This is a genomic window from Streptomyces sp. NPDC101237 (assembly GCF_044767465.1).
Taxonomy (GTDB): Bacteria; Actinomycetota; Actinomycetes; order Streptomycetales; family Streptomycetaceae; genus Streptomyces; species Streptomyces gramineus.
Window position 1 is genome coordinate 67088 of the sequence record NZ_JBIWNY010000016.1, and the last position, 19421, is coordinate 86508.

Here is a 19421-nt window from a genome sequence, read left to right on the forward strand (position 1 = left end):
AAGCCGTCCCACGAGGCCACGCAGGCCTGACAGACCTCCTCCGCGCCACCCCTCCGAACGGGTTGCACGGAAGAGTACGACGAGGGAGCCGATCATCCAAGAGCCCGATTCGTTCGACCTCGAAGAGGCCGGATCAGCCACCGGAACCGAGACCGAACCCGAAGCCACCCGGCGTGCCGCCGGGGTCACGGAGAGCAGCCGGGCCAACCGGGGCTGGTGGGACCGGAACGCCGACGAGTACCAGGTCGAGCACGGCACCTTCCTCGGCGACGACCGTTTCGTGTGGGGCCCCGAGGGCCTGGACGAGGTGGAGGCTGAGCTGCTCGGCCCATCGGAGGAGCTCAAGGGCAAGGACGTCCTGGAGATCGGCGCCGGCGCGGCCCAGTGCTCGCGCTGGCTGGCCGCCCAGGGCGCCCGTCCGGTCGCCCTGGATCTCTCGCACCGCCAGCTCCAGCACGCGCTGCGCATCGGCGGATCGTTCCCGCTGGTCTGTGCCGACGCCGGCGCGCTGCCCTTCACCGACGGCTCCTTCGACCTGGTCTGCTCGGCGTACGGCGCGCTGCCCTTCGTCGCCGACCCGCGCCTGGTGCTGCGCGAGGTGCGGCGGGTGCTGCGTCCGGGAGGCCGTCTCGTCTTCTCCGTGACGCACCCGGTCCGCTGGGCCTTCCCCGACGAGCCGGGCCCGGAGGGCCTGACGGTCTCCGCGTCCTACTTCGACCGCACGCCCTACGTCGAGCAGGACGAGGACGGCGACGCGGTGTACGTCGAGCATCACCGCACGATCGGCGACCGGGTGCGGGACATCGTCTCCGCGGGCCTGCGGCTGACCGATCTGGTGGAGCCGGAGTGGCCGGCCTGGAACACCTCCGAGTGGGGCGGCTGGTCCCCGCTGCGGGGCGGCCTCCTCCCGGGGACGGCGATCTTCGTGTGCGAGCGGGACTGACCTACCGGCGGCTCGCCCGCGGGCACGCGCCCGCGAGCGTCCCCGCGCCCGCGGGAGGAGGGGTACGGCGCCCGTAAGACACTGGGTGACGTGATCCGTGACGACGCCCTGGGCGCGCTGCCCGTACGACAGGCCCTGCCCGGACTGGACGACGCCCTCGCCGGGCACGGCACCGCCGTCCTGGTGGCGCCGCCCGGCACCGGCAAGACGACGCTGGTGCCGCTGGCGCTGGCCGGGCTGCTGGACGACGGGCGGCCGGAGCGGCGGGTGGTGGTGGCCGAGCCCCGCCGGATCGCGGCCCGCGCGGCGGCCCGAAGGATGGCCTGGCTGCTCGGCGAGCAGGTGGGCCGGAGCGTCGGCTACACGGTGCGCGGGGAACGGGTGGTGGGCCCACGCGCGCGCGTGGAGGTCGTGACGACCGGTGTGCTGCTGCAGCGGCTGCAGCGCGACCCGGAGCTGTCGGGCGTGGACGTCGTCGTGCTCGACGAGTGCCACGAGCGGCATCTGGACGCGGACACCGCGGCGGCCTTCCTGTGGGACGTCCGCGAGACGCTCCGCCCGGAGCTGCGGCTGGTGGCCGCGTCGGCGACGACGGACGCCGAGGGGTGGGCGCAGGTGCTGGGCGGTGCGCCGGTGGTCGAGGCGGACGGCGTGTCGTACCCGGTGGAGGTGGTCTGGGCGCCGCCGGCGCGGCCGGTGCGGCCGCCGCACGGGATGCGGGTGGACCCGGCGCTGCTGGCGCACGTGGCGTCGGTGGTGCGGCGGGCCCTGGCCGAGCGGCCGGGGGACGTGCTGTGTTTCCTGCCGGGTGTGGGCGAGATCGCGCGGGTGGCGGGCCTGCTCGGCGACCTCGGCGAGGTGGCGGTGGTCCAGGTCCACGGCCGGGCGCCGGCGGCCGTCCAGGACGCGGTGCTGACGCCCGCGCGACGGCGCCGGGTGGTGCTGGCCACGGCGGTCGCCGAGTCCTCGCTGACCGTCCCGGGGGTCCGGGTGGTCGTCGACTCCGGGCTGGCGCGGGAGCCCCGGGTCGACCACGCGCGCGGGCTGAGCGCGCTGGCGACGGTCCGGGCGTCCCGGGCGGCCGGCCGGCAGCGGGCGGGCCGTGCCGGGCGGGAGGCGCCGGGGGCGGTGTACCGCTGCTGGTCCGAACCCGAGGACGCCCGCCTGACGGCCTTTCCGGCACCGGAGATCAAGGTCGCCGACCTGACCGCGTTCGCCCTGCAGGCGGCGTGCTGGGGCGATCCCGGCGCGGCCGGGCTGGCGCTGCTGGACCGGCCGCCGGGCGGGGCGATGGCGGCGGCGCGGGAGGTGCTGACCGCGATCGGGGCGGTCGACGCGGCCGGGCGGGCCACGGAGCGGGGGCAGCGGCTGGCCCGGCTGGGGGTGCATCCGCGGCTCGGGCGGGCGCTGCTGGACGGCCCCGGCGGAAGCGCCGAGGTGGTCGCGCTGCTGAGCGAGGAGCCGCCGCGGGAGTACGGGGACGACCTGGCGGGCGCGTTGCGGGCGGCCCGGCGCGGCGGCGACGCCTACGCCGGCCGGTGGCCCGCGGAGGTGCGCAGGCTGCGGGCGGGCGGCCAGGGCGCGCCGGACGGGCCGGCGGACGACCGCACGGTGGGAGTGGTCGCCGCGCTCGCCTTCCCCGAGCGGGTGGCGAAGGCGGACGGCGGCTCGTATCTGATGGCCTCCGGCACGCGTGCCGAACTCGCCGCGGGCAGCCCGCTGCGCGGTGCCCCGTGGCTCGCCGTGGCGGTCGCGGACCGTCCGGTGGGCGCGGGACACGCGCGCGTGCGGCTGGCCGCGGCGGTGGACGAGGCCACGGCGAGGTCGGCGGCGGCGGCGCTGCACGCGCGCGAGCAGGAGGTCCGCTGGGCCGACGGGGACGTGGTGGCACGGCGTGTGGAGCGGCTCGGCGCGATCGAGCTGGTGGTGCGGCCGCTGCGGGACGCCGATCCGGCCCTGGTGCGCGCGGCGCTCCTGGACGGGCTGCGGCAGGAGGGCCTCGGCCTGCTGCGGTGGACGTCCGACGCGGCCGTGCTGCGGCAGCGGCTGGCGTTCCTGCGGCTGCGTCTCGGGGAGCCGTGGCCCGACGTCGGCGACGAGGCGCTGTACGCGCGCGTGGACGAGTGGCTGGAGCCGGAGCTGGGCCGGGCCGGGCGCCGGGCCGATCTCGGGCGGATCGATGCCGGGCAGGGGCTGCGGCGGCTGCTGCCGTGGGCCGGCGGGGAGGCGGGGCGGCTGGACGAGCTGGCGCCCGAGCGGATCACCGTGCCCAGCGGGTCTCGGATCCGGGTCGACTACGCGAACCCCGAGCAGCCGGTGCTCGCCGTGAAGCTGCAGGAGATGTTCGGGGCGCACAAGTCGCCGAGCGTGGCCGGGGTGCCGGTGCTGGTGCATCTGCTGTCGCCGGCCGGCCGGCCCGCCGCGGTCACCGCCGACCTCGCCTCGTTCTGGCGGGACGGGTACCGCGGTGTGCGGGCCGAACTGCGCGGCCGCTATCCGAAGCATCCCTGGCCCGAGGATCCGGCGACCGCCGAGCCGACCCGGCACACCAACGCGCGGCTCAGGCGCTGACCGGTTCCGCCGCGCGGGCCGGTGCGGGGCGCGGGTCGGGCGGGCGGCGTCCGAGGGCCTCCAGCCAGAGGGCGAGGGCGAGCAGCGCGATGCCGAGGGCCAGGAAGCCCCGGGGGAGGTAGGAGGTGAGCATCAGGACGAGGGTGCGGTTCTGCTTGACCAGCGCGACCGTGTGCTCGATGTAGTCCTCGCGCATCTTCACGTCGCCGGCGAAGGCGGTGACCTTGGCGCGGCCGCCCAGCAGGGTGCCGCCGCGCAGTTCCTCCTTGTGGATCTCCTCGCCGTAGACGGGTGCGCCGGTGACGGGTTCGACCCAGAACCTGCGGACCGTGGTGTACCAGCGGGTGGTGCCGGTCCTGGCGACGCTCTCGGGGGTGATGCCCTGGACCGGCATCTTCTTGGGCAGGGGGACCTTGGTCCAGGGGACGGTCTGCTCGAAGTAGTAGACCTTCACGCCGCGGAACGTCTGCGTCCCCTTGTAGTGGATGGGGTTGGTGGTGCGGGTCTGCGCGTCGAAGTACTCGTAGTCCCGTCTCTCGGTGAGGAACGGCCACTTGAACTCGATGCCCTCGCGTCGCACCGGGTCCCCGTCGACCATCTCGCCGGTGGCGTGGACGGGTTCCTGGCTGTGGGCGTCGAAGATGTAGCGCTCGGGGATCTCGGAGACCATCTTGCCGTCCGGGCCCTGCACGTAGGACAGGCCGTCCCAGACGACGACGTCCCGTCCCGCCGTCCTCTCGATCCTCTTCGCTGCGGCCACGTCGCCCTTGAGGGTCTGCACGACGGTGACGCGGGGGACCTTCTTCGCCTTCATGGTGCCGTAGTCGAGGAGGGTGGCGTCCTTCGCCACCAGAACCATGTCCTGGTACTGGTTGGCGGGGATCTTGGCCAGGCGCGGGAAGGCGTACCAGCGCAGCAGCGGGGACAGCGCCGCGAAGAACACGGCGCAGGCGAGCAGGACCAGACTGGCCGTGCGGCGCATCTCGGCCTCCCGGGGGCGGCGGTCACGGATGTGAGGGCACCGTCGTGAGCAGCGGTTCGGGGGACGTGCGGCCGGCCGGCGAGCCCACGGCGCCGACCGTGACGACCAGGGCGATCGCGAGGGCGAGACCGGTCGCGGCGGCGATCAGGGCACGCATGCGGACCTCCCGGCGGACGGCTGCTTGCGGACGGTTGTCCTGATGGAGCGTCAGGTCCGGGCACGGTAGCAACGGGAGGGTGAGATGAGAACAGGTCGTACGACGCCGAAGGGCGCCGTCCCGCGTCGGCGGGAGGGCGCCCTTCGGCGGTGCGGAGGCGTGGATCAGGGGGTGGCGGAGGCACTCGGCGAGGCGGAGGCCGACGCGGACCCCGAGGGGGACGGGCTCGGCGACGGGCTCGACGAGGGGCCGGCCGCGGCGACCGTCAGTTCGACGGTGAGGGTCGCGCCGCCGGTGGTGGTGATCCGGAGCAGGAACGTGCCGGAGATGTCGTCCGCGTACAGCTTGGGCAGCGTCAGCAGGCCGTTGGCGTCCGTCGTGAGACCGGTGAGGGTGCGGACGGGGTTGCCGTTCGCGTCCTTGAAGTACGGTCCCTTGTCGTTCTCGGCGGTGTCGTCGGCCGACTTGACGAGCGAGGCGGTCGCGGCGACCCGGCCGGCGGCCGCGCCCTGGTAGGTGGCCTTGACCTGCACCTGGTCGGCGAACTCGGCGCCGGGCGCGCCGGCCGGGGCGGTGGCGTTGACGAGCGCGAGGGTGTCGGCGGCCCGCGCGGTGACGGTCGCCGCGTAGTCGACGCCCTTCACCGTGCGGCCGACCACGCTGGAACGGACCGTGAGGTCACCGGTCTTCTCGCCGGCCCTCAGGACGGGTGCGACGGCGACGCCCTTGCTGTCGGTGGTGACCGTCGCGACCTTCTCGCCGCCGGTGAAGGTCGTGTCCGTGTCCCCGACGATGGTGAACCGGACCCGGACCTTGGCGACGGTGCGGCCCGCCTTGGTCTCCGCGCGCGTGCTGATCCGCTTGCCGAACGCGTCGCCCGCCATGGCGGTGAGCTTGGCGGTGCCCGCGTCCTCCAGGTGGTCCACGGTGTCGGTGGCCGTGGGCGGCGGGGTCGGGGTCGTGGTGGGGCCGCCGGGCTTGGGATTTCCGGGCTTCGGACCGCCGGGCTTCGGGGTGCCGGGCGCATCGGGCTTCGGGGAGCCGCCGGAGCCGGCCGAGGCGGGCTTGCCGTCGCTTCGGTGGCCGGGCACGGAACCGGTGCCGTTCGGGATCGAGTGGGTGCCCCTGCGGTAGAACTCGTACCAGGACAGCACCAGGTTCAGGTACTCCTGCGACCCGTTGTAGCTGAGGATCGCGCGGTTCATGTCGGCCTGGACGGACAGGTTCCAGTCGTAGCGGCACAGGTAGTGGCCGGCGGCGAGCGCCGCGTCGTAGACGTTGTTGGGGTCCTTGACGCCGTCGCCGTTGCCGTCGCGGCCCGCCCACGCCCAGGTCGACGGGATGAACTGCATCGGGCCGACGGCCTGGTCGTACTGGCTGTTGCCGTCGTACTGACCGCCGTCGGTGTCCTTGATGAGCGCGAAGCCGTTGCCGTCGAGCTGCGGGCCCAGGATCCGGTGCAGGGTGTTGCCCGCGGCGTCGACGTCGCCGCCGCGGGCCTGTCCGGACTCGACCTTGCCGATGGCGGCGAGCAGCTGCCAGGGCAGGTTGCAGCCCGGCTTGGCGTCGCGCAGCTCGGCCTCGGCCCTCTTGTAGGCGTCCAGGACGGTGGCCGGTATGCCGGCTTCGGCCGCGCCGCGGGAGACGGCGGTGCCGATGCTCGACGAGGGGGTGGTGGGGCTGGAACTGGGGCTGGGGTTCGGGCTGTTGAGCGGCGGCAGGTCCGTGTAGTACGGCGAGTCGCCGGTGGCGCCGTCGGTCGTGCCGACTTCGTCGGACGCCGAGGTGCTGGCGCCGGCGTTCGTCTGCCGGCCCGTGTCACCGGCCGTCGCGCCGGGTGCCTGGGACGCGGACAGAGCCGCCACCGCCAACGCGGCCGCGGCGGTCGTCGCCGCTCCCTTGCGCAGCCGCCTGCCGAATTGCGCCGCCATAAGGTGAACCCCTCCCGTGGGCGCCTTCCGAGCGCCCGTCTCCGTCTGTCTGCTCGCCCCTGGTGTGACGGTCGACCTGGTGCCGTGGTTGCCCCCCCGGTGCCTCTTTCGCGTGATGAGGTGGCGCATCGGCGGTGCACGCCGGGGCGGCGACCCAGGCGACACTACGACAACTTCCATGCCGCGGACACCCGGCGGTGCCCGATTTTCACCGGTTGGCCATTCTCCGTCGAACGATGGTGGTGTCGCGGATACTTGTCGTACGCGATCACTTGGTCGGCGCTTCGGCCGACGACTGCTCCAGGGAGCCCGGGTGCCGTTCACTCTCAGCCACGCCGCTGCCGTCCTGCCCGCCGTGCGCCGGGACGGGACCGGGCGCGCGGGGCTGGTGCCCGCGGTGCTCGTCGCGGGCTCCTTCTCGCCCGACCTCACCTACTACGCGGCGAGCGCGGTGCCGGACGCGATGGAGTTCGGCACGTTCACGCACTCCCTCACCGGTGTCCTCACCGTGGACGTGCTCTTCTCCTGGGCGCTGGTGGCGCTGTGGGTGCTGGTGCGGGAGCCGCTCGTGGCCCTGGTGCCGAGGGACCGGCAGGGCGGGCCGGCGGCGCTGCTGGGCTGCGGGAGGCCCCGCGCGCGTCCTGGTGTGCCGGCCGCGGCCCGCTGGTACGGCTGCGCCGTGCTCGGCGCGCTCAGCCATGTCGTGTGGGACGCGTTCACGCACCACGACCGGTGGGGGACCCGGCTGGTCCCGGCGATCGGCCGGGACGTCGCGGGCGTACCTCTCTACACCCTGCTCCAGTACGGCACTTCGGCGGTGGCCGCGGGTGTGCTCGCCGTGTTCGTGCTCCGTGCGCTGCGGCGGGCCCCGGACGGGGAGCCGGCGGGGGTGCCGTGGCTGTCCGCGCGGGACCGGTGGTGGGCCGGGGCCGGGATCGCCGGCTGCGCGCTGGTCGCCGCGGTGCAGCGGGCCACGCGCTGGTGGGCCTACTGGGGTTCGACGGCGAAGCCCTGGGAGCTGCTGCCCGTCGTGCTCTTCGGAGCGGGCGCGGGGCTGCTGCTCGGGGTGGTGGGGTATGCCGTGCTGGTCAGGGTGTGGCGTCCGGTTCCGGTGGCCGGTGAGATGCGCCGGGACCCTTCGGCCGTTCGCTGAGGGTCGCCACGAACACGGTCATGGCGCGGTGCCGGCGGGGGCCGGGGAGGGCGCCGCGGAGCTGGACGAGACGGCCATGGGCGAGATCGAGCCACTGCCGTGCCGAGGGGCGGGTGCGGAGCCTTCGCCTGAGGCGGGTGACCGCCGCGCCCACGGTGACGGCGAGATCGGTGGGGATGCGGGCGGAGCCGGCGTCGGGTGCCATCGCCGGGGCCGTCGGGGCGGCCGCGGCCTGCGCCGCGGCGGAGCGGGCCTTGGCCGGCGGCCCGGTCTGCGAGGTCCGGCCGTGAAGCATGCGTATACCCATGCCCGCATCCTTGCCGCTGCCAGGGGCGGGGGCGTTCCGGCGGGGTCCAGCTGAGTGACGACGCCGTCCTCCCGGCGGCCGGTCCGGGCAGCCGGGAGGACGCGCCCGTGCACGCTAGTGCGCCGCCGACTCCCAGTCGCGGCCGACGCCCACGGAGACGTCCAGAGGTGCCCGGAGCTGGACCGCGCCGGCCATCTCGCGGCGCAGGATCGCCTCCACCTCGGTGCTCTCGCCGGGGGCGATCTCCAGGACGATCTCGTCGTGCACCTGGAGGAGCATCCGGGACTTCAGGTCCGCGGCGCGCAGCGCGCCGTCCACCTTGAGCATGGCCATCTTGACGATGTCCGCCGCGGTGCCCTGGATGGGCGCGTTGAGCGCCATCCGCTCGGCGGCCTCGCGGCGCTGGCGGTTGTCGCTGTTGAGGTCGGGCAGGTAGCGGCGGCGCCCGAAGAGCGTCGCCGTGTAGCCGGTCGCCCGTGCCTCCTCCACGGCCCGGCGCAGGTAGTCGCGGACGCCGCCGAACCGCTCGAAGTAGGTGTCCATCAGGGCCCGGGCCTCGCCCGCGTCGATGTTCAGCTGCTGGGAGAGGCCGAACGCCGACAGGCCGTAGGCGAGGCCGTACGACATCGCCTTGATCTTGCGGCGCATCTCCGCGTCGACGGCCGTACGGTCGACGGAGAACACCTGCGAGGCGACCGTGGTGTGCAGGTCCTCGCCGGAGGTGAACGCCTCGATCAGGCCGGCGTCCTCGGAGAGATGGGCCATCACCCGCAGTTCGATCTGGCTGTAGTCCGCCGTCATCAGCGTCTCGAAGCCCTCGCCGACCACGAAGCCCCGGCGGATCGCCCGGCCCTCGTCGGTACGGACCGGGATGTTCTGCAGGTTCGGGTCCGTGGAGGACAGGCGGCCCGTCGCGGCCACCGTCTGGTTGAACGTGGTGTGGATCCGGCCGTCCGCGGCCACCGTCTTGATCAGGCCCTCGACCGTCACCCGCAGCTTGGCCTGCTCGCGGTGGCGGAGCATGATCACCGGCAGCTCGTTCTCCGTCTGGCCGGCCAGCCAGGCGAGCGCGTCGGCGTCGGTGGTGTATCCGGTCTTGGTCTTCTTGGTCTTGGGCAGGGCCAGCTCGCCGAACAGGACCTCCTGGAGCTGCTTGGGCGAGCCGAGGTTGAACTCGTGGCCGGCCGCCGCGTGCGCCTCCTTCACGGCCTGCTGGACCGCGCCCGCGAACATCTGCTCCATCGCCTCCAGGTGCGCGCGGTCGGCCGCGATGCCGTGCCGCTCCATGCGGGCGAGCAGGATGGAGGTGGGCAGCTCCATGTCCCGCAGCAGGTCGGCGGCGCCGACCTCCTGGAGCCGGTCCTCGAAGGCCTCGCCGAGGTCGAGGATGGCCCGGGCCTGGATCATCAGGGCCTCGGCCTCGGCACCGTCGTCCGCGCCGAACGCCAGCTGGCCGTCGGCCGTGGCGGCCGGGGCCAGCTCGCGGTGCAGGTACTCCAGGGACAGCGCGTCCAGGTCGAAGGAGCGGCGGCCGGGCTTGACCAGGTAGGCGGCGAGCGCGGTGTCCATGGTGACGCCGTCGATGCTCCAGCCGTGCTCGGCGAAGACCCGCATGGCGCCCTTGGCGTTGTGGAAGACCTTGGGCCGCGCGGCGTCGGCCAGCCAGGCCGTCCACGCGTTCTCGTCGGCCTCGTCCAGCTCGGCGGGGTCGAAGGAGGCGGCCGCCCCGCCGGCCGCGGCCAGCGCGACCTCGGCGACCGAGCCGGTGCCCAGCGCCCAGGTGCCGACGGTGGCGACGCCGAGCGGGCCGGTGCCGTGCTCGGCCAGCCATCCGGACAGCTCCCCGGTGCCGAGGACGGTGCCGTCCACCGCCACACCCGCCTCGGGGGCGGGCGCGGCCTCGGCCTCCTCGGCGCCGGGGTCGACGGCGTACAGCCGCTCGCGCAGCGACGGATTGCGGATCTCCAGGGTGTCCAGGATCATCGCGACGTCCTTGCGGTCGTACGGCGCGCGCTCCAGGTCGGCGACCGTCCTCGGCAGCTCGACCCGCCGCTCCAGCTCGGTGAGCCGGCGGTTGAGCTTGACCGCCTCCAGGTGGTCGCGGAGGTTCTGGCCGGCCTTGCCCTTCACCTCGTCGACGCGCTCCACCAGCTCGGCGAAGGAGCCGAACTGGTTGATCCACTTCGCGGCCGTCTTCTCGCCGACGCCCGGGATGCCGGGGAGGTTGTCGGACGGGTCGCCGCGCAGGGCCGCGAAGTCGGGGTACTGGGCGGGCGTCAAGCCGTACTTCTCGAAAACCTTCTCCGGGGTGAACCGGGTCAGCTCGGAGACGCCCTTCGTCGGGTAGAGCACCGTGGTGTGCTCGGTCACCAGCTGGAAGGAGTCGCGGTCGCCGGTGACGATCAGCACGTCGAAGCCCGCTTCCTCGGCCTGGGTGGCGAGGGTGGCGATGATGTCGTCGGCCTCGAAGCCCTCGACGGCGAAGCGCTGCGCGTGCATGGCGTCGAGCAGCTCGCCGATCAGCTCGACCTGGCCCCTGAACTCGTCCGGGGTCTTGGAGCGGTTCGCCTTGTACTCGGTGAACTCCGCCGAGCGCCAGGTCTTGCGGGAGACGTCGAAGGCCACCGCGAAGTGCGTGGGCGCCTCGTCACGCAGGGTGTTGGCCAGCATCGACGCGAAGCCGTAGATCGCGTTCGTCGGCTGGCCCGTCGCGGTGGTGAAGTTCTCCGCGGGCAGCGCGAAGAACGCGCGGTACGCCAGTGAGTGCCCGTCCATGAGCATCAGCCGGGGACGGGGCCCGCCGGGGGTCTGGTCGGTCTTCTTCGCTGCTGTCTCTGCCACGCCCCCGATCCTGCCACGCCGCACCGACAGCGCGGGCCGCCGGAGAGGGCGGCGGCCTCTCCGGCGGCCCGCCCTCGATCGGTACCGGCCGCGCGTGCGAGGATCGGACGGACAGGGCAGTGGTGCCGGTGCAGAGGGAGAGCGTGCAATGGCTGCGAAGTCGCCCAAGGAGGATCCGGTCCAGGACGCGCCACGGGTCGCGGAGCCCCAGCACGCGGCCGCGGGACTGCCGGCCATCGGGCACACCCTGCGCATCGCCCAGCAGCAGATGGGTGTCAGGCGCACCGCGCTGACGCTGCTGCGGGTCAACCAGAAGGACGGCTTCGACTGCCCCGGCTGCGCCTGGCCGGAGCCCGATCACCGGCACACGGCCGAGTTCTGCGAGAACGGCGCCAAGGCGGTGGCCGAGGAGGCCACCCTGCGGCGGGTGACGCCCGCCTTCTTCGCCGAGCACTCCGTCGCCGACCTGCACCACCGCAGCGGCTACTGGCTCGGCCAGCAGGGGCGGCTCACCCACCCCATGTACCTGGCCGAGGGCGCGGACCACTACGAGCCGGTCGGCTGGGAGCGGGCCTTCGACATCATCGGCGAGGAGATAGCCGCCCTCTCCTCGCCCGACGAGGCCGTCTTCTACACCTCGGGCCGCACCAGCAACGAGGCCGCGTTCCTCTACCAGCTCTTCGCACGCGAGCTGGGCACCAACAACCTGCCGGACTGCTCCAACATGTGCCACGAGTCGTCGGGCTCGGCGCTCGGCGAGACCATCGGCATCGGCAAGGGCAGCGTCCTGCTCGAAGACCTCTACAAGGCCGACCTGATCATCGTGGCCGGGCAGAACCCGGGCACCAACCACCCCCGGATGCTGTCGGCGCTGGAGAAGGCCAAGGCCAACGGCGCGAAGATCATCAGCGTCAATCCGCTCCCGGAGGCCGGCCTGGAGCGGTTCAAGAACCCGCAGACCCCGCAGGGCATGCTCAAGGGCGCCGCGCTCACCGATCTGTTCCTGCAGATCCGCCTCGGGGGCGACCAGGCCCTGTTCCGCCTCCTCAACAGGCTGGTCCTGGAGACCGCGGGCGCGGTCGACGAGGAGTTCGTCCGCGAGCACACCCACGGGTACGAGGAGTTCGCCGCGGCCGCCCGCGCCGCCGACTGGGACGAGACGCTCGCCGCCACCGGACTCTCCCGCGCGGAGATAGAGGAGGCGCTGCGCATGGTGCTCGCCTCCGAGCGCACGATCGTCTGCTGGGCCATGGGCCTGACCCAGCACAAGCACTCGGTGCCGACGATCCGCGAGGTCGTCAACTTCCTCCTGCTGCGCGGCAACATCGGCCGGCCGGGCGCGGGCGTCTGCCCGGTCCGCGGCCACTCGAACGTGCAGGGCGACCGCACGATGGGCATCTTCGAGCGCCCGGCCCCCGCCTTCCTGGACGCCTTGGAGAAGGAGTTCGGGTTCGCGCCGCCGCGCGAGCACGGCTTCGACGTCGTCCGGGCCATCCGCGCGCTGCGCGACGGCGAGGCGAAGGTCTTCTTCGCGATGGGCGGCAACTTCGTCTCGGCGACCCCGGACACGGAGGTCACCGAGGCGGCGATGCGGCGGGCGCGGCTGACCGTGCACGTGTCGACGAAACTCAACCGCTCGCACGTGGTGACGGGAGCGCGGGCGCTGATCCTGCCGACGCTCGGCCGCACCGAGCGTGACCTGCAGGTCAGCGGCGAGCAGTTCGTGACCGTCGAGGACTCGATGGGCATGGTGCACGCCTCGCGCGGCCGTCTGGCGCCCGCCGGTCCGCACCTGCTGTCGGAGCCGGCGATCGTGTGCCGGCTCGCCCGCCGGGTGCTGGGCGACGGGAGCGCCACGCCCTGGGAGGAGTTCGAGAAGGACTACGCGACGATCCGCGACCGCATAGCGCGCGTGATCCCCGGCTTCGAGGACTTCAACGCGCGCGTGGCCGAGCCGGGCGGCTTCGCGCTGCCGCACGCCCCGCGCGACGAGCGCCGCTTCCCGACCGCGACCGGCAAGGCGAACTTCACGGCCGCGCCCGTCGAGTACCCGGCGCTGCCCGAGGGCCGGCTGCTGCTGCAGACGCTGCGCTCGCACGACCAGTACAACACCACGATCTACGGTCTCGACGACCGCTACCGGGGCATCAGGAACGGCCGCCGGGTGGTCCTGGTGAACCCGGAGGACGCGCGGGCGCTGGGGGTCGCCGACGGGTCGTACGTCGACCTGGTCAGCGAGTGGAAGGACGGCGTGGAGCGGCGGGCGCCGGGCTTCCGGGTGGTGCACTACCCGACGGCCAGGGGCTGCGCGGCCGCCTACTACCCGGAGACCAACGTGCTGGTGCCGCTCGACGCGACCGCCGACACCAGCAACACCCCGGCCAGCAAGTCCGTCGTGATCCGGCTGGTCGCCGGGGTGCCGGGGCCGGCGGCCGCCGTCTGAGCGGACACCGGTCCGGTCTGGAACAATCGGCCGCCTACTGAGCGTTTGCTCAGGCGAGAGTCAGCCGTACGAGATCGGAGCCGGCCCATGGGCGAGCAGCAGCGTGTGAAGTTCCCGCAGGAGGTCATCGACGAGTACGCCGCGCTCGGTGTCGACCTGCCCGCCCTGTTCTCGGCGGGCCACCTCGGCAACCGGATGGGCGTGCAGATCGTCGAGGCCTCGGCGGACCGCGTGGTCGGCACCATGCCGGTGGAGGGCAACACCCAGCCGTACGGCCTGCTGCACGGCGGCGCCAGCGCGGTGCTGGCGGAGACCCTCGGGTCGGTCGGGTCGATGCTGCACGGCGGCAGCTCGAAGATCGCGGTCGGCGTGGACCTGAACTGCACGCACCACCGCGGGGTCCGTTCCGGCCTGGTCACCGGCGTGGCCACCCCCGTCCACCGGGGACGCTCCACCGCGACGTACGAGATCGTGATCAGTGACGAGGAGGGCCACCGGGTGTGCACCGCCCGCCTGACCTGCCTGCTGCGCGACCTGCCGGGCGACGCGCGCCCCGCCGCCGGCCGGCCCTGACCCGCCCGGCGTCCCGCCGAGGCCGTGGCCCGTCGGCGACGCCACCGTTGCCCCCCGCCGTCCCCGCCCTTACCGTCGGCGCATGGGACGGCGAGGAGGCACCCTGCCGGGTGGAGCGACCGCACTGACGCTCGGACTCGCCCTGCTGACCGGCTGCGCCACCACCGGCACCGCCACGCCTCACGCCACGCCTCCCGCGACCCTCCCGGCGTCACCCTCGGCGACCTCCGACGCGCGACTGTGCGCCGCGATCGTCACGCACTGGTCCCGCGAGGTGCTCGACCGCGGCACCTACGGCGATTATCAGTCGATGGGGCTGTCCAACGGCCAGTACGAGATCCTCCGGGACGTCGTGGACGCCGCCCGCGCCGTGAAACACCGTCAGGGAGCCGCCGCGGCGGGCCGGTTGATCGACCGCCGGGCGCGCGCGGCCTGCATCGAGCGCTACCGCGGCGGCGCACCGACGGGAGGGCCCTGGCAGTGAGCGGAACGACCGGCATCGGCCCCGTCGAACCCGGCGAGGGCACCCACGGCCTCGGCCTCCCGGACCCGGCACCCGCCCCTCCCCCGCGCCCCGGCCGCCGCCGCGCCGCGCTCGCCCTGGCCAGCACCGCCGCCGTACTGGCCGGCGGCGGCTACCTCTGGGCGACCCGTCCGCACGACCCGCCGCCGCCCGAAGTCCCTTATCCCGCACAGACGGTGGCGTTCGCCTTCCTGGGCGACCGGCTCACCGCGCCCGGCGCGCCGACCCGCAGCTTCAGCTTCGCGGTGCGCATGAGCGTGCTGGACGGACCGCCGGTCACGGTGGACCGCGTCACCCAGCCCTACGCCGGCCTCACGCTGAACGAGACGCCCGGCGCGCCCTTCCGGACGAAGCCGGGCACACCGCGCGACATCACCATAACCATGCATGTGACCGACTGTGCGACGGTTCCGAAAGACGCCGGACTTCCTTTCCTGGACGTAACTCTGCGTAATACGCGCGCAATACAAGTCCAGAGTTTCATCCTGGGGTCCCGCTACGCACAACACCTGTCACGCGCCCTGAAAGTAGCCTGCAGCAACGGCTCGTAAGCGTTTCACGTCATCACCAAAAAGGCCGAGACACCTGATCGGATTTCGACGGGTCCTGCGGGTTCTCAGCATGCGGACGGAGCGAATCGGCCCGAATTCCTCTCTTCTCGACACCATGTACCGCTCTGCATTACCTCGTGTCATAACAAGAGCGTCACAGCATCGGTCAGACTCTCCTCCACCTTCCCCAAGCCCGCCTAGAGTCACGGCCAGTCACGGCGCCGTCGGAATCCTCTAGTTCGACAGGTCGCGCGACTCGACCGTTTCCACGGGGATGCGGTTGTTCAGGGGAAAGGACTGATCGTGCGTCAACGTTCGCTCATCGCCATCACCGCAGCTCTGGCAGCGGGAGCACTCACCCTCACGGCCTGCGGTTCGCGCGACAGCGGCGACAAGGGCTCCGACTCGGGCAGCGGTGGGACCACGGTCACCATCGGCGTCGACGCCCCGCTGACCGGCGACCTGTCGGCCCTCGGCCTGGGCATCAAGAACTCGGTGGACCTGGCGGTCAAGCAGGCCAACAAGAAGAAGTACGTCGACGGCGTCACCTTCAAGGTCGAGGCCAAGGACGACCAGGCCCAGCCCTCCTCCGGCCAGGCCAACGCCACCGCCTTCGTCAGCGACAACAGCGTCTACGGCGTGGTCGGCCCGCTGAACTCCTCGGTCGCCCAGTCGATGCAGAAGGTCTTCGACGACGCCAAGCTGGTGGAGGTCTCCCCGGCCAACACCAACCCCGCGCTGACCCAGGGCGACAACTGGCAGACCACGAAGACGCGCCCGTTCAAGTCGTACTTCCGTACCGCGACCACGGACGCCATCCAGGGCCCCTACGCCGCCCAGTACGTGTACAACACGGCGAAGCTGACCAAGGCCTTCATCATCGACGACAAGAAGACCTACGGCGCCGGCCTCGCCGCCACCTTCACCGAGGAGTTCAAGAAGCTCGGCGGCAAGGTGGTCGGCACCGAACACATCAACCCGGACTCCAAGGACTACTCCGCGGTCGCCACCAAGGTGAAGAACTCGGGCGCCACCGTGGTCTACTACGGCGGCGAGTACCCGCAGGCCGGTCCGCTGAGCAAGCAGATCAAGGCCGCGGGCGCCAAGGTCCCGCTGGTCGGCGGCGACGGCATCTACGCCGACGACTACCTGAAGCTGGCCGGCTCCGCCGCCACCGGCGACATGGCCACCTCCGTCGGCGCGCCCGTCGAGACCCTCGACTCCGCCAAGGAGTTCGTCGCCAACTACAAGGCCGGCGGCTACAAGGAGGCGTACGGCGCCTACGGCGGCTACTCCTACGACTCCGCCTGGTCGATCATCGAGGCCGTCAAGAAGGTCGTCGCCGACAACGGCGGCAAGCTGCCGTCCGACGCCCGCGCGAAGATCACCGCCGCGGTGCAGAACGTCTCCTTCGACGGTGTGACCGGCAAGGTCTCCTTCGACGAGTACGGTGACGCGACCAACAAGCAGCTCACCGTCTACAAGGTCGACGGCGGGGCCTGGAAGGCCGCTACCTCGGGCACGTACACGCCGAGCAGCTGACCCACACCCGCACGCAGCACCGAGCCGCGCGGGGCGCTGTTCCACTGGCGCCCCGCGCGGACTCGCATCCGGCCTCATCCGTCGAACATTCCGAACGTCTCGGAGGACATGCGGTGAACGAACTGCCGCAGCAGCTGGTCAACGGCCTGCTACTGGGATCCATGTACGGGCTGGTCGCCATCGGCTACACGATGGTCTATGGCATCGTCCAGCTCATCAACTTCGCCCACGGCGAGATCTTCATGACCGGCGCCTTCGGCGCGCTCACGGTCTACGCGTACGTACTGCCCGGCGGCACCTCGATGTGGATAGCGCTGCCGCTGATGCTGCTCGGCGCCATCATCGTCGCCACCCTCGTCGCCGTGGGAGCGGAACGGTTCGCCTACCGCCCCCTGCGCACCGCCCCGCGCCTCGCGCCCCTCATCACCGCCATCGGCCTCTCGCTGGCCCTCCAGCAGGCGGTGTGGGCCTGGTACCCGGAGGCGAAGTCCGCCCGGACCTTCCCCACCATCCCGGGCGGCCCCTTCAACATCGGCAACGTCACGATCCAGACCGGTGACATCTTCCTCGTCGTCGTCGCGCCGCTGAGCATGGCGTTCCTCGCCTACTTCGTGATGCGCACCCGCACCGGCCGCGGCATGCAGGCCACCGCCCAGGATCCGGACACGGCGAAGCTGATGGGCGTCAACACCGACCGCATCATCGTCATCGCGTTCGCCCTCGGTGCCACCTTCGCCGCCGTCGGCGGCGTCGCCTACGGCCTCAAGTACGGTCAGATCGACTTCAAGATGGGCTTCCTGCTCGGTCTGAAGGCCTTCACCGCGGCCGTCCTCGGCGGCATCGGCAACATCTACGGCGCCATGCTCGGCGGCCTCGTCCTCGGCGTCGCCGAGGCCCTGTCGACCGCCTACATCTCCGACATCCCCGGCATGAGCCAGTTCGGCAGCCAGTCCTGGGCCGACGTCTGGGCGTTCGTACTCCTCATCCTCGTACTGCTGTTCAGGCCACAGGGCCTGCTCGGCGAACGCGTCGCGGACAGGGCGTGACACCGATGACCACAGAGACCACCGCATCCGAGACCCCCGAGACGCCGCAGTCCCCCGAGACCGGGAGTTCCGCCGCACCCGCCGCGACCGGCCTCATCGGCCTGCCCACCCCGCTCGGCCGGGCCCTGGCGACCGGCGGCGGCGCACTCGCCGTCGTCTCCACCTTCATGTCCTGGACCTGGACCTCCGCGTTCCCCGGTGACCTCACCGTCTACGGCTACCCGGGCGGCCTTCAGGTCCTCGTCCTCATCGGCGGCGTCCTCACCACGCTCTTCGGACTCGCCTCCTACGGCGTCCGAGGCCTCGCCGCGCTGACGCCCGGCAGCGCCGACAGCGCGCTCAAGATGGCCGCGCTCGGCACCTTCGGCACCGCCTGGTACACCGTCATCGCCATCAGCGACGAACTCGGCGGCGTGGTCAACCTCGACCCCGGCGGCTTCGTGGTCGCCGTCGCCACCCTCGCCGCCCTCGTCGGCGCGATGTCGCTGCCCTTCGAACGGCCCGAGCCCGACCCGGTCGACCCGGACGACACCGGCTGGGAGCTGTTCAAGCACCACAACCGCCAGCGGTGGAGCACCTTCCGCGCGTCCTTCGCCGCCAAGGCCCCGGCACCGGGCCGCCCGATGGCCGCGTGGGCCGAGATCCTCGTGATCGTCGCCGCCATGGCCGTCGGCCTGTTCGTCTTCAGCTACGGCGTCGGCACCTCCTACGACGAACTGTTCGTCGGCTTCCTCATCATGGCCGGCTTCGGTTTCGCCGCCCTCTCCAAGGCCGGGATCGTGGCCCGGGTCTCGGCGATCACCGCGAAGCACCGCAACATCACCATGACCGGCGCCTTCCTGGCCGCCGCCGCCTTCCCGTTCACCCAGTCCAACGACCAGTACGCGACCATCGGCGTCTACATCCTGATCTTCGCGACCGTCGCCCTGGGCCTGAACATCGTCGTCGGCCTCGCCGGCCTGCTCGACCTCGGCTACGTCGCCTTCCTCGGCGTCGGCGCCTACACCGCCGCCCTGGTCTCCGGCTCGCCCTCCTCGCCCCTGCACGTGCAGTGGCCGTTCTGGGCCTCCGCCCTGCTCGGCGCCGCCGTCGCGATGGTCTTCGGCGTGATCATCGGCGCACCGACCCTCCGACTGCGCGGCGACTACCTGGCCATCGTGACCCTCGGCTTCGGTGAGATCTTCCGCATCACCGTCCTCAACCTGGACGGCACCTCGGGCCCGGACGTCACCAACGGCTCCAACGGCATCTCGTCGATCCCCAACCTCGACATCCTCGGCTTCGACTTCGGCGCCGAACACCAGATCCTCGGCTCCACGATCGGCCGCTTCGCCAACTACCTGCTCCTGATGCTGATCATCACGCTCATCGTGGTCATCGTCTTCCGGCGCAGCAGCGACTCCCGCATCGGCCGCGCCTGGGTCGCCATCCGCGAGGACGAGACCGCCGCGCTCGCCATGGGCATCAACGGCTTCCGGGTCAAGCTCATCGCGTTCGCCCTCGGCGCCTGCCTCGCCGGCCTCTCCGGCTCGGTCCAGGCACACGTCACCTACACGGTCACGCCGGAGCAGTACCAGTTCGCCTACGTCGTACCGCCCAACTCGGCCTTCCTGCTGGCCGCGGTCGTCCTCGGCGGCATGGGCACCATCTCCGGCCCCCTGGTCGGCGCCTCCCTGCTCTACCTGATCCCGGCCAAGCTCCAGTTCCTCGGCGACTACCAGCTCTTCGCCTTCGGCGTGGCGCTCATCCTGCTGATGCGCTTCCGCCCGGAGGGCCTCATCCCCAACCGGCGCCGCCAGCTCGAATTCCACGAAGAGGCCGAAGCGCCCGCCGTCCTCACCAAGGCAGGGGCCTGACC

General features: G+C 72.5%; 15 protein-coding genes. 10 read left to right on the plus strand and 5 right to left on the minus strand.

Annotated elements, in window-relative coordinates; genetic code table 11:
* The first annotated feature begins 91 nt into the window (after window positions 1–91).
* The gene (locus tag ACIRQ9_RS24270; protein WP_404177466.1) at window positions 92–943 is read left to right on the plus strand and encodes a class I SAM-dependent methyltransferase; all 852 of its coding nucleotides are present in this window, start codon (window positions 92–94) and stop codon (window positions 941–943) included.
* 90 nt (window positions 944–1033) lie between these two features.
* Window positions 1034–3514 (plus strand): ATP-dependent helicase HrpB, encoded by a 2481-nt coding sequence (gene hrpB, locus ACIRQ9_RS24275; RefSeq protein WP_404177113.1) that lies wholly within the window; start codon window positions 1034–1036, stop codon window positions 3512–3514.
* Here the strand turns inward: hrpB and ACIRQ9_RS24280 are convergent.
* From ACIRQ9_RS24280 to ACIRQ9_RS24290, 3 genes are all read right to left on the minus strand, one after another.
* Window positions 3504–4496, minus strand: a complete 993-nt coding sequence (locus tag ACIRQ9_RS24280; RefSeq protein ID WP_404177116.1) for a DUF3068 domain-containing protein — start codon at window positions 4494–4496, stop codon at window positions 3504–3506. The genes hrpB and ACIRQ9_RS24280 overlap by 11 nt on opposite strands.
* Before the next feature lie 22 nt (window positions 4497–4518).
* The gene (locus ACIRQ9_RS24285; RefSeq protein ID WP_362169390.1) at window positions 4519–4653 is read right to left on the minus strand and encodes an SPW_0924 family protein; all 135 of its coding nucleotides are present in this window, start codon (window positions 4651–4653) and stop codon (window positions 4519–4521) included.
* Window positions 4654–4817: 164 nt separating this feature from the next.
* Window positions 4818–6584, minus strand: a complete 1767-nt coding sequence (locus ACIRQ9_RS24290; RefSeq protein ID WP_404177120.1) for a lytic transglycosylase domain-containing protein — start codon at window positions 6582–6584, stop codon at window positions 4818–4820.
* A gap of 313 nt (window positions 6585–6897) precedes the next feature.
* On the opposite strand from ACIRQ9_RS24290, the gene ACIRQ9_RS24295 reads away from it, so the two are divergent.
* Window positions 6898–7737, plus strand: a complete 840-nt coding sequence (locus ACIRQ9_RS24295; protein ID WP_404177122.1) for a DUF4184 family protein — start codon at window positions 6898–6900, stop codon at window positions 7735–7737.
* Here ACIRQ9_RS24295 and ACIRQ9_RS24300 read toward each other — a convergent pair.
* Complete coding sequence (locus ACIRQ9_RS24300; RefSeq protein WP_404177125.1) at window positions 7673–8044, minus strand: hypothetical protein; 372 nt, start codon at window positions 8042–8044, stop codon at window positions 7673–7675. The genes ACIRQ9_RS24295 and ACIRQ9_RS24300 overlap by 65 nt on opposite strands.
* 114 nt (window positions 8045–8158) lie before the next feature.
* Window positions 8159–10885, minus strand: a complete 2727-nt coding sequence (gene polA / locus ACIRQ9_RS24305) for a DNA polymerase I (protein WP_404177128.1) — start codon at window positions 10883–10885, stop codon at window positions 8159–8161.
* 148 nt (window positions 10886–11033) lie between these two features.
* On the opposite strand from polA, the gene ACIRQ9_RS24310 reads away from it, so the two are divergent.
* The 7 genes from ACIRQ9_RS24310 (at window position 11034) to ACIRQ9_RS24340 (ending at window position 19419) form a co-directional block, all read left to right on the plus strand.
* Window positions 11034–13328, plus strand: a complete 2295-nt coding sequence (locus tag ACIRQ9_RS24310; RefSeq protein ID WP_404177131.1) for an FdhF/YdeP family oxidoreductase — start codon at window positions 11034–11036, stop codon at window positions 13326–13328.
* Between the two features lie 87 nt (window positions 13329–13415).
* A complete protein-coding gene (locus tag ACIRQ9_RS24315) occupies window positions 13416–13901 on the plus strand; it encodes a PaaI family thioesterase (RefSeq protein WP_404177134.1) in 486 nt (161 codons plus the stop codon).
* A gap of 82 nt (window positions 13902–13983) precedes the next feature.
* Complete coding sequence (locus ACIRQ9_RS24320; RefSeq protein ID WP_404177137.1) at window positions 13984–14385, plus strand: hypothetical protein; 402 nt, start codon at window positions 13984–13986, stop codon at window positions 14383–14385.
* Entirely contained in the window at window positions 14382–14975 is a 594-nt protein-coding gene (locus ACIRQ9_RS24325; RefSeq protein ID WP_404177139.1) for a Tat pathway signal sequence domain protein, read from the plus strand. The genes ACIRQ9_RS24320 and ACIRQ9_RS24325 overlap by 4 nt, the downstream gene beginning before the upstream one ends.
* Before the next feature lie 303 nt (window positions 14976–15278).
* Entirely contained in the window at window positions 15279–16517 is a 1239-nt protein-coding gene (locus tag ACIRQ9_RS24330) for a branched-chain amino acid ABC transporter substrate-binding protein (protein WP_404177142.1), read from the plus strand.
* 113 nt (window positions 16518–16630) lie between these two features.
* Entirely contained in the window at window positions 16631–17563 is a 933-nt protein-coding gene (locus ACIRQ9_RS24335) for a branched-chain amino acid ABC transporter permease (protein WP_404177145.1), read from the plus strand.
* A gap of 5 nt (window positions 17564–17568) precedes the next feature.
* Window positions 17569–19419: a branched-chain amino acid ABC transporter permease gene (locus ACIRQ9_RS24340; RefSeq protein ID WP_404177148.1), complete on the plus strand. Its 1851-nt coding sequence runs from the start codon at window positions 17569–17571 to the stop codon at window positions 19417–19419.
* The last annotated feature ends 2 nt before the right edge of the window (window positions 19420–19421 follow it).

Excerpts from the sequence above, each read along its gene's own strand:
- ACIRQ9_RS24280 (WP_404177116.1), bottom strand. The coding sequence starts at position 4,496 with ATGCGCCGCACGGCCAGTCTGGTCCTGCTCGCCTGCGCCGTGTTCTTC.
- ACIRQ9_RS24285 (WP_362169390.1), bottom strand. The coding sequence starts at position 4,653 with ATGCGTGCCCTGATCGCCGCCGCGACCGGTCTCGCCCTCGCGATCGCC.
- ACIRQ9_RS24290 (WP_404177120.1), bottom strand. The coding sequence starts at position 6,584 with ATGGCGGCGCAATTCGGCAGGCGGCTGCGCAAGGGAGCGGCGACGACC.
- ACIRQ9_RS24300 (WP_404177125.1), bottom strand. The coding sequence starts at position 8,044 with ATGGGTATACGCATGCTTCACGGCCGGACCTCGCAGACCGGGCCGCCG.
- ACIRQ9_RS24310 (WP_404177131.1), top strand. The coding sequence starts at position 11,034 with ATGGCTGCGAAGTCGCCCAAGGAGGATCCGGTCCAGGACGCGCCACGG.
- ACIRQ9_RS24315 (WP_404177134.1), top strand. The coding sequence starts at position 13,416 with ATGGGCGAGCAGCAGCGTGTGAAGTTCCCGCAGGAGGTCATCGACGAG.
- ACIRQ9_RS24320 (WP_404177137.1), top strand. The coding sequence starts at position 13,984 with ATGGGACGGCGAGGAGGCACCCTGCCGGGTGGAGCGACCGCACTGACG.
- ACIRQ9_RS24340 (WP_404177148.1), top strand. The coding sequence starts at position 17,569 with ATGACCACAGAGACCACCGCATCCGAGACCCCCGAGACGCCGCAGTCC.